The sequence below is a fragment of the Brevibacillus sp. 1238 genome, assembly GCF_029892995.1.
GTDB lineage: Bacteria > Bacillota > Bacilli > Brevibacillales > Brevibacillaceae > Brevibacillus > Brevibacillus parabrevis.
This window is the reverse complement of sequence record NZ_JARXWC010000008.1, coordinates 139,337-150,173: the sequence shown is the minus strand read 5'-3', so window position 1 is coordinate 150,173 and position 10,837 is coordinate 139,337. Positions and strand designations below refer to the sequence as shown.

The 10,837-nt window shown below is 54.0% G+C and carries 1 protein-coding gene; it reads left to right on the top strand.

Annotated features, from left to right (window positions below):
* Positions 1–8 precede the first annotated feature (8 nt).
* Positions 9–10,775 carry a non-ribosomal peptide synthetase gene (locus M2298_RS18800; protein ID WP_280648877.1) on the top strand — a complete coding sequence of 3,589 codons (10,767 nt, stop codon included), beginning with the start codon at positions 9–11 and terminating at the stop codon, positions 10,773–10,775.
* Positions 10,776–10,837 lie beyond the last annotated feature (62 nt).

The following is a 10,837-nucleotide window of genomic DNA, read 5'->3' as shown; positions in this document are numbered from 1 at the left end:
GTGCCGTAATGAGTGTATTTAGCAAAGAACAAGTTCAGGATATGTATGCGTTGACCCCGATGCAAGAGGGGATGCTGTTTCACGCCTTGCTCGATCAAGAGCACAACTCGCATCTGGTACAGATGTCGATTTCGTTGCAGGGCGATCTTGATGTTGGGCTATTTACGGATAGCCTGCATGTGCTGGTAGAGAGATACGATGTATTCCGCACGTTATTTCTCTATGAAAAGCTGAAGCAGCCTTTGCAAGTTGTCTTGAAGCAACGGCCTATTCCGATCGAATTTTACGACTTGTCTGCCTGCGACGAGTCCGAGAAGCAACTTCGCTATACGCAATACAAAAGGGCGGATCAGGAGCAGACGTTTCATCTGGCGAAAGACCCGTTGATGCGGGTCGCCCTTTTCCAAATGTCCCAGCACGACTACCAGGTCATCTGGAGCTTTCATCACATCCTCATGGACGGCTGGTGCTTCAGCATTATTTTTGATGACTTGCTTGCCATCTACTTGTCCTTGCAAAACAAGACGGCACTCTCCCTGGAGCCCGTACAGCCATACAGTCGCTTTATCAACTGGCTGGAAAAACAAAATAAACAGGCCGCTCTCAACTATTGGAGCGACTATCTGGAAGCCTATGAACAAAAGACTACCTTGCCGAAGAAGGAAGCTGCCTTCGCCAAAGCATTTCAACCAACCCAATACCGCTTTTCGCTGAACCGCACCTTGACCAAGCAGCTCGGGACCATCGCCAGTCAAAATCAAGTGACGCTATCGACGGTGATTCAAACGATCTGGGGAGTTCTCCTGCAAAAATACAATGCGGCCCATGATGTGCTGTTCGGCTCTGTTGTATCCGGACGCCCTACAGACATCGTCGGAATCGACAAAATGGTTGGCTTGTTTATCAATACGATTCCATTCCGGGTGCAAGCGAAAGCTGGTCAAACGTTTTCCGAGCTGTTGCAAGCTGTGCACAAAAGAACTTTGCAATCACAGCCGTATGAGCACGTGCCTTTGTACGACATTCAAACTCAGTCCGTCTTGAAGCAGGAGCTGATTGACCACCTGCTGGTCATCGAAAATTACCCGCTGGTAGAGGCTTTGCAGAAAAAAGCATTGAACCAGCAGATCGGCTTCACGATTACTGCTGTGGAAATGTTCGAGCCGACCAATTACGACTTGACTGTCATGGTGATGCCAAAAGAAGAGCTTGCCTTCCGTTTTGACTACAATGCGGCTCTGTTTGACGAACAGGTCGTGCAAAAACTGGCGGGGCACCTCCAACAGATCGCGGATTGCGTGGCAAACAATCCGGGAGTCGAGCTTTGCCAGATTCCGTTGCTGACAGAAGCAGAAACTAGCCAGCTGTTGGCAAAGCGTACGGAAACAGCGGCTGACTATCCTGCCGCAACCATGCACGAGCTGTTTTCGCGGCAGGCAGAAAAAACGCCTGAGCAAGTGGCGGTGGTCTTCGCGGATCAGCACCTGACGTATCGGGAGCTGGATGAAAAATCCAATCAGCTCGCCCGCTTTTTGCGCAAAAAAGGCATTGGCACGGGCAGTCTTGTCGGCACGCTGCTGGATCGCTCGCTGGACATGATCGTCGGAATCCTCGGCGTCTTGAAGGCAGGCGGCGCATTTGTGCCGATTGACCCGGAGCTGCCTGCCGAACGAATCGCTTACATGCTGACGCATAGCAGAGTTCCATTGGTCGTGACGCAAAATCATTTGCGGGCAAAAGTGACCACGCCTACAGAAACAATCGACATCAACACAGCGGTGATCGGGGAAGAGAGCCGCGCCCCTATCGAATCGCTCAATCAGCCGCATGACTTGTTTTACATCATCTATACGTCCGGAACGACGGGACAACCGAAAGGCGTCATGCTGGAGCATCGCAACATGGCGAACCTGATGCATTTTACGTTTGATCAGACGAACATCGCTTTTCATGAAAAAGTGTTGCAGTATACCACGTGCAGCTTTGATGTTTGCTACCAGGAAATTTTCTCCACGCTGCTATCCGGGGGCCAGCTCTACCTGATCACGAACGAGCTGAGACGGCATGTGGAAAAGCTGTTTGCTTTCATCCAGGAAAAGCAGATCAGCATTTTGTCTCTCCCGGTGTCCTTCCTGAAATTTATTTTTAACGAACAAGACTACGCGCAAAGCTTCCCGCGTTGTGTCAAACATATCATCACGGCCGGGGAACAACTCGTCGTCACACACGAGCTGCAAAAGTATCTGCGCCAGCATCGCGTATTTTTGCACAATCACTACGGCCCGTCGGAGACGCATGTGGTGACGACCTGCACGATGGACCCGGGACAGGCGATACCAGAGCTGCCGCCCATCGGAAAGCCGATCAGCAACACAGGCATTTACATTTTGGATGAAGGGCTGCAATTGAAGCCGGAAGGGATCGTCGGGGAGTTGTACATTTCCGGCGCAAACGTAGGGAGAGGGTATTTGCACCAGCCTGAGCTGACCGCGGAGAAGTTTCTCGACAATCCGTATCAGCCAGGCGAAAGAATGTACCGAACGGGTGATCTGGCGCGTTGGTTGCCGGATGGCCAGCTCGAATTTTTGGGCCGAATCGACCATCAGGTAAAAATCAGGGGCCATCGCATCGAGCTGGGAGAGATCGAATCGCGCCTGCTCAACCATCCCGCCATCAAGGAAGCGGTGGTTATCGACCGAGCAGACGAGACAGGCGGCAAGTTTTTGTGCGCCTATGTCGTCCTGCAAAAACCGCTCAGCGACGAAGAGATGCGGGCATACTTGGCGCAAGCGTTGCCGGAGTATATGATCCCTTCCTTTTTCGTGACGCTGGAGCGGATTCCAGTCACGCCGAACGGAAAAACAGACAGGCGAGCTTTGCCGAAGCCGGAAGGAAGTGCCAAGACGAAAGCGGATTACGTCGCCCCGACGACTGAGCTGGAACAAAAGCTGGTCGCGATTTGGGAGCAAATTCTTGGCGTGTCGCCGATCGGCATTCAAGATCATTTTTTCACGCTGGGCGGCCATTCGTTAAAAGCGATTCAGCTCATTTCCCGCATCCAAAAGGAATGCCAGGCGGATGTCCCGCTGCGCGTCCTGTTTGAGCAACCGACGATTCAAGCGCTGGCAGCGTATGTGGAAGGCGGGGAGGAAAGCGCGTATCTCGCCATTCCCCAGGCCGAGCCGCAAGCGTATTATCCCGTGTCGTCTGCGCAAAAACGCATGCTCATCTTAAACCAGCTCGATCCGCACAGTACGGTTTACAACCTGCCTGTCGCGATGATCCTCGAAGGAACGCTGGATAAAGCTCGGCTGGAGCACGCCATTTCCAGCCTGGTGGCTCGCCATGAGTCGTTGCGCACGTCGTTTCATACGATCAACGGGGAGCCAGTTTCGCGCATCCATGAGCAAGGCCACTTGCCGATTGTTTACTTGGAAACGGCGGAAGAGCAAGTGAACGAGGTCATTTTGGGGTTCATGCAGCCGTTTGATCTGGAAACAGCTCCGCTATGCCGGGTTGGCTTGGTGAAGCTCGCAGAGAACCGTCACGTCCTGATCATCGACATGCACCATATCATTTCGGACGGAGTCTCTTCTCAGCTCATCCTGAATGACTTTTCCCGTTTGTATCAAAACAAAGCTTTGCCAGAGCAGCGCATTCACTATAAAGACTTCGCCGTTTGGGAAAAAGCGTGGACACAAACGAACGATTACCAAAAACAGGAAAAATATTGGCTCGATCGATTTGCGGGCGAAATCCCGGTTTTGAACCTGCCGATGGATTACCCGCGGCCAGCTGTTCAAAGCTTTGAGGGCGAACGTTATTTGTTCCGCACAGAAAAACAGTTGTTGGAAAGTTTGCAGGACGTAGCCCAAAAGACAGGCACGACCTTGTACATGGTGCTTCTCGCAGCCTATCATGTGCTGCTTTCCAAATACTCCGGGCAGGATGACGTGATGATCGGCACCGTGACTGCCGGCAGGGTGCACCCGGATACGGAGAGCATGACGGGGATGTTCGTCAACACGCTGGCGATGCGCAATCAGTCTGCGCCGACCAAAACGTTCCGGCAATTTTTGCTGGAGGTAAAAGACAACACGCTGGCCGCTTTTGAACACGGGCAATATCCGTTTGAAGAGCTTGTCGAAAAGTTGGCGATCCAGCGAAACCGGAGCCGAAACCCGCTGTTCGACACCTTGTTCATTTTGCAAAACATGGATGCCGACCTGATCGAGCTGGATGGACTGACCGTGACTCCTTATGTGCCAGAGGGGGAAGTCGCCAAGTTCGATCTGTCGCTGGAAGCAAGCGAAAACCAGGCGGGACTTTCCTTCTGCTTCGAATTTTGCACCAAGCTGTTCGCACGCGAGACGATCGAGCGCATGTCGCTTCATTACTTGCAAATTTTGCAGGCAGTCAGCGCAAACACGGAACAGGAGCTGGCGCAAATCGAGATGCTGACTGCGCATGAGAAGCAGGAGCTGCTCGTTCACTTCAACGACACGGCCGCCCTGTATCCAGCGGAGAGCACGCTGTCGCAGCTGTTTGAAGATCAGGCACAGAAAACTCCTGAGCAAACCGCCGTCGTCTTCGGCGACAAACGACTGACGTACCGCGAACTGAACGAGCGGGCCAACCAGCTCGCGCACACTTTGCGGGCAAAAGGCGTGCAGGCTGAGCAAAGCGTAGGGATCATGGCGCAAAGATCGTTGGAAATGGCGATCGGAATTATCGCTATTCTCAAAGCGGGCGGGGCGTATGTGCCGATCGATCCGGATTATCCGAATGAGCGGATTGCTTACATGCTGGAAGATTGCGAAGCCCGTCTGGTGCTGACCCAGCAGCAGCTCGCCGAAAAGCTGGTCGCAAACGTGGAATGCCTGTATCTGGATGAGGAGGGCAGCTACTCGCCTCAGACGGAAAACATCGAGCCGATCCATACCGCTGCTGATCTCGCTTATATCATCTACACATCCGGTACGACAGGCAGGCCAAAAGGCGTCATGGTAGAGCATCGGGGAATCGTCAACAGTGTGACGTGGAACAGGGACGAGTTTGCCCTTTCTGTCCGGGACAGTGGAACGCTGTCGCTATCCTTTGCCTTCGATGCCTTTGCCCTTACTTTCTTTACGTTGATTGTATCAGGCTCCACGGTCGTCCTGATGCCGGATCACGAAGCCAAAGATCCGATCACGCTGCGCAACCTGATTGCCACTTGGGAATGCAGCTACGTCGTTTTCGTGCCCAGTATGTTCCAGGCGATATTGGAGTGCAGCACTCCGGCAGACATCCGCTCTATCCAGGCAGTCATGCTCGGGGGCGAAAAGCTGTCGCCGAAGCTTGTTCAGCTGTGCAAAGCGATGCATCCGCAGATGAGCGTGATGAATGCATACGGTCCGACGGAGAGCAGCGTCATGGCCACCTACCTGCGAGATACACAGCCAGATCAGCCGATCACCATCGGGCGGCCGATTGCCAACACCGCCATTTACATCGTAGACCAGCACCATCAACTGCTGCCTGTCGGGGTGGTAGGGGAAATCTGCATCGGCGGTCACGGCTTGGCGCGGGGCTATTGGAAAAAGCCGGAGCTTACTGCGGAGAAATTCGTGGCCAATCCAGCTGTTCCGGGAGAGCGCATGTACAAAACAGGCGATCTGGGCAGATGGCTCCACGACGGCACGATTGATTTTATAGGCCGCGTCGATGACCAGATCAAGGTGAGAGGATACCGGATTGAGGTCGGGGAGATTGAAGCGGTCTTGCTCGCTTATGACCAGACGAATGAAGCTATCGTCGTTGCTTATCAGGACGATCGCGGCGATTCCTATCTGGCTGCGTATGTCACGGGAAAAGCGGCGATAGAGGAATCCGAGCTTCGCGCGCATCTGTTGCGAGAGCTTCCGGCCTACATGGTGCCGACCTACCTGATTCAACTGGACGCTTTGCCGCTCACGCCAAACGGCAAGGTCGACCGCAAAGCACTGCCCAAGCCGGAAGGAAAGCCTGCAACAGGAGCAGCGTATGTCGCACCCGCTACAGAAGTGGAGGCGAAGCTGGTCGCCATTTGGGAGAATGCGCTGGGGATTTCCGGCGTCGGGGTGTTGGATCACTTTTTTGAGCTGGGCGGTCATTCCTTGAAAGCGATGACGGTTGTGGCGCAAGTGCATCGCGAGTTTCAAATCGACCTTTTGCTGAAGCAGTTTTTTGCAGCGCCAACCATCCGGGACTTGGCCCGCTTGATCGAACACAGCGAACAGGCAGCCGGCGCCGCCATTCAACCGGCAGAGCCGCAAGCGTATTATCCGGTATCTTCTGCTCAGCAGCGGATGTACTTGCTCCATCAGCTTGAAGGTGCCGGAATCAGCTACAACACACCGGGCATCATCATGCTGGAAGGCAAGCTCGATCGCGAGCGGTTGGCGTCTGCGCTGCAAGCGTTGGTAGATCGTCACGATATTTTGCGGACGTCTTTTGAGATGGTCGGAGACGAGCTGGTGCAAAAAATTCATGACCGCGTGGCCGTGAACATGGAGTATGTGACGGCAGCGGAGCAGCAGATCGATGACCTTTTCCACGCGTTCGTCCGTCCGTTTGATCTTTCTGTGCCGCCATTGCTCCGCATGAGCCTGGTGAAACTCGCGGATGAGCGTCACCTGCTCCTGTACGACATGCACCATATTGCTGCCGATGCCGCATCGATCACGATCCTGTTCGATGAACTGGCTGAATTGTACCAGGGAAGAGAACTGCCGGAAATGCGCATCCAGTACAAAGATTTTGCTGTCTGGCAAAAAGCCTTGCATGAGTCGGATGCCTTCAAGCAGCAGGAAGCGTATTGGCTGAGCACGTTCGCTGGAAATATCACCGCTGTCGATGTGCCGACAGATTTTCCGCGCCCAGCCGTGAAAAGTTTTGCAGGGGGGCAAGTCACCCTGTCCATGGACCAAGAGCTGCTCAGTGCTTTGCACGAGTTGGCTGCGCATACGAATACGACGCTGTTTATGGTTTTGCTGGCCGCCTACAACGTGCTGCTCGCAAAATACGCTGGGCAAGACGACATCATCGTGGGAACGCCGATCTCCGGCAGGTCACGTGCGGAGCTTGCGCCTGTCGTCGGCATGTTCGTCCATACGCTGGCGATCCGCAACAAACCGACCGCCGAGAAGACATTCAAGCAGTTTTTGCAGGAGGTCAAGCAAAACGCGCTCGATGCTTTCGACCACCAGGACTACCCGTTTGAAAGCCTTGTGGAAAAGCTGGGCATTCCGCGCGATCCGGGGCGCAATCCGCTGTTTGACACCATGTTCATCCTGCAAAACGATGAGCTGCACGCAAAAACGCTGGATCAGCTCGTCTATCGCCCTTATGAATCGGACAGCGCGCTTGACGTGGCGAAATTCGACTTGTCGTTCCATCTGACCGAGCGGGAAACCGACCTGTTCTTGCGCCTGGAATACTGCACCAAGCTGTTCAAGCAACAAACCGTAGAACGAATGGCGCACCACTTCTTGCAAATTTTGCGAGCGGTCACGGCCAATCCGGAAAATGAATTGCAAGAGATCGAGATGCTGACAGCAGCAGAAAAGCAAATGCTGCTGGTGGCGTTCAACGATACGCACAGAGAATACCGGGCAGATCAAACGATCCAGCAACTTTTTGAAGAGCTGGCGGAAAAAATGCCTGAGCACACGGCGCTCGTATTCGAAGAAAAGCGCATGTCGTTCCGGGAGCTGAATGAAAGAGCGAACCAGCTCGCAGCCGTTTTGCGGGAAAAAGGAGTCGGGCCAGCGCAGATCGTCGCTTTGCTGGTAGAGCGTTCCGCCGAGATGGTCATTGCCACGCTTGCCACGTTAAAAGCGGGCGGCGCCTTTTTGCCCGTCGATCCTGATTATCCGGAAGAGCGAATCCGCTACATGCTGGAGGACAGCCAGGCAAAACTGGTGGTGACCCATGCGCACTTGCTGCACAAAGTGAGCAGTCAGTCCGAAGTCGTTGATGTGGATGACCCTGGAAGCTACGCAACACAGACAGGCAACCTGCCGTGCGCAAACACGCCGTCCGATTTGGCTTATATCATTTACACGTCCGGTACGACGGGCAAGCCAAAAGGCGTCATGCTGGAGCACAAAGGGGTAGCGAATCTGCAAGCGGTATTTGCCCATCATCTGGGCGTCACGCCGCAAGATCGGGCAGGGCATTTTGCCAGCATCTCGTTTGACGCATCGGTGTGGGATATGTTTGGCCCGTTGCTGTCGGGAGCGACCTTGTACGTCTTGTCCCGAGGCGTCATCAACGATTTTCAGCGATTCGCCGAATACGTTCGCGATAACGCGATCACCTTCCTCACTTTGCCGCCGACGTACGCGATTTATCTGGAGCCGGAGCAGGTGCCGTCGTTACGCACCCTGATTACAGCCGGATCGGCTTCCTCCGTTGCACTGGTGGATAAATGGAAAGAAAAAGTCACCTATGTCAATGGATACGGCCCAACAGAGAGCACCGTTTGCGCGACACTGTGGAAAGCCAAACCGGATGAGCCAGTCGAAACGATCACGATTGGCAAACCGATTCAGAACACCAAGCTATACATCGTGGATGACCAGTTGCAGTTGAAAGCGCCGGGGCAGATGGGAGAACTGTGCATCAGCGGCTTGTCGCTGGCGAGAGGCTACTGGAATCGTCCAGAGCTGACCGCCGAGAAGTTCGTCGACAACCCGTTTGTGCCAGGAACAAAGATGTACCGGACAGGCGACCTGGCAAGATGGCTGCCAGATGGAACTATCGAGTATCTGGGCAGAATCGATCACCAAGTGAAAATTCGCGGACATCGTGTGGAACTCGGCGAAGTGGAAAGCGTGCTGCTGCGGTACGACACGGTCAAAGAGGCAGCTGCCATCACACACGAGGACGACCGCGGCCAAGCTTACTTGTGCGCCTACTACGTGGCGGAGGGAGAAGCCACGCCTGCGCAACTTCGAGCCTATATGGAAAACGAGTTGCCGAACTACATGGTTCCTGCCTTCTTTATCCAGTTGGAAAAGATGCCGCTGACACCGAATGACAAGATTGACCGAAAAGCGCTGCCGAAGCCGAACCAGGAGGAGAACCGGACTGAGCAATATGCAGCGCCGCAAACCGAGCTGGAACAGTTGCTGGCTGGCATCTGGGCAGATGTACTGGGGATCAAGCAAGTCGGAACGAAAGACAACTTCTTTGAATTGGGCGGCGATTCGATTAAAGCGATCCAGGTATCCACCCGCCTGAATGCGTCAGGCTGGACGCTTGCGATGAAAGAATTGTTCCAGTACCCGACGATTGAAGAAGCTGCTCTGCGCGTCATCCCGAACAGCCGAGAGAGCGAGCAGGGTGTCGTAGAAGGCGAGATTGCCTTGACACCGATCCAGAAATGGTTCTTCGCGAACAACTTCACGGATCGTCACCATTGGAATCAGGCTGTCATGCTGTTTCGCGAGGACGGCTTTGACGAGGGACTCGTGCGGCAAGCGTTCCAGCAAATCGTCGAGCATCACGATGCGCTGCGCATGGTCTACAAGCAAGAGGACGGGGCGATCAAGCAAATCAACCGCGGACTGATCGACGAGCGCTTCCGTTTCTACTCTTATGATTTGAAAAATCACGCGAACAGCGAAGCTCGCATCCTGGAGCTGTCTGATCAGATCCAGAGCAGCATCGATTTGGAGCACGGCCCACTCGTTCACGTGGCTCTGTTCGCCACAAAAGACGGGGATCATTTGCTGGTCGCGATCCACCATCTTGTCGTGGATGGCGTCTCCTGGCGCATTTTGTTCGAAGATTTTTCCTCAGCCTACTCGCAGGCTCTCCATCAGCAGGAGATCGTCTTGCCGAAAAAGACGGACTCCTTCAAAGACTGGGCGGCTCAATTGCAAAAGTACGCGGACAGCGACGAGCTGTTGCGGGAAGTGGCATATTGGCACAACTTGGAGACTACAACGACGACTGCGGCACTGCCAACAGATTTTGTCACGGCAGATCGCAAGCAAAAACATACGCGGACACTGTCGTTCGCGCTGACAGTCCCGCAGACAGAAAACCTTTTGCGTCACGTTCATCATGCCTATCACACAGAGATGAACGACCTGCTGCTGACAGCGCTCGGCTTGGCCGTAAAAGACTGGGCACATACGAATGGCGTCGTCATCAATCTGGAAGGCCATGGGCGCGAAGACATCCAGAACGAAATGAACGTCACGCGCACGATTGGCTGGTTCACTTCTCAATATCCGGTGGTGCTCGACATGGAAAAAGCCGAGGACTTGCCGTACCAGATCAAGCAAACCAAAGAAAACTTGCGGCGGATTCCGAAAAAAGGGATCGGCTACGAGATTTTGCGCACGCTGACGACAAGCCAGTTGCAACCGCCATTAGCTTTTACGCTACGGCCGGAAATCAGCTTTAACTACCTCGGTCAATTCGAGTCGGACGGAAAAACAGGCGGGTTTACATTCTCGCCGCTCGGAACAGGGCAGTTGTTCAGCCCGGAATCGGAGCGAGTGTTCCTGCTGGACATTTCCGCCATGATCGAGGACGGCGAGCTGCGGATCAGCGTAGGGTACAGCCGTCTCCAATATGAGGAAAAAACGATTGCCAGCCTGGCAGACAGCTACCGGAAGCACTTGCTAGGCATCATCGAGCATTGCATGGCAAAAGAAGAAGGCGAGTACACCCCGAGCGACCTGGGAGATGAAGAGCTGTCCATGGAGGAGCTGGAAAACATCCTGGAATGGATTTGATCCGGCGACAACAAAATTGATTTTCCTCCAATAAAAGTGGGGCACGCGGCGCTTTTATTGGA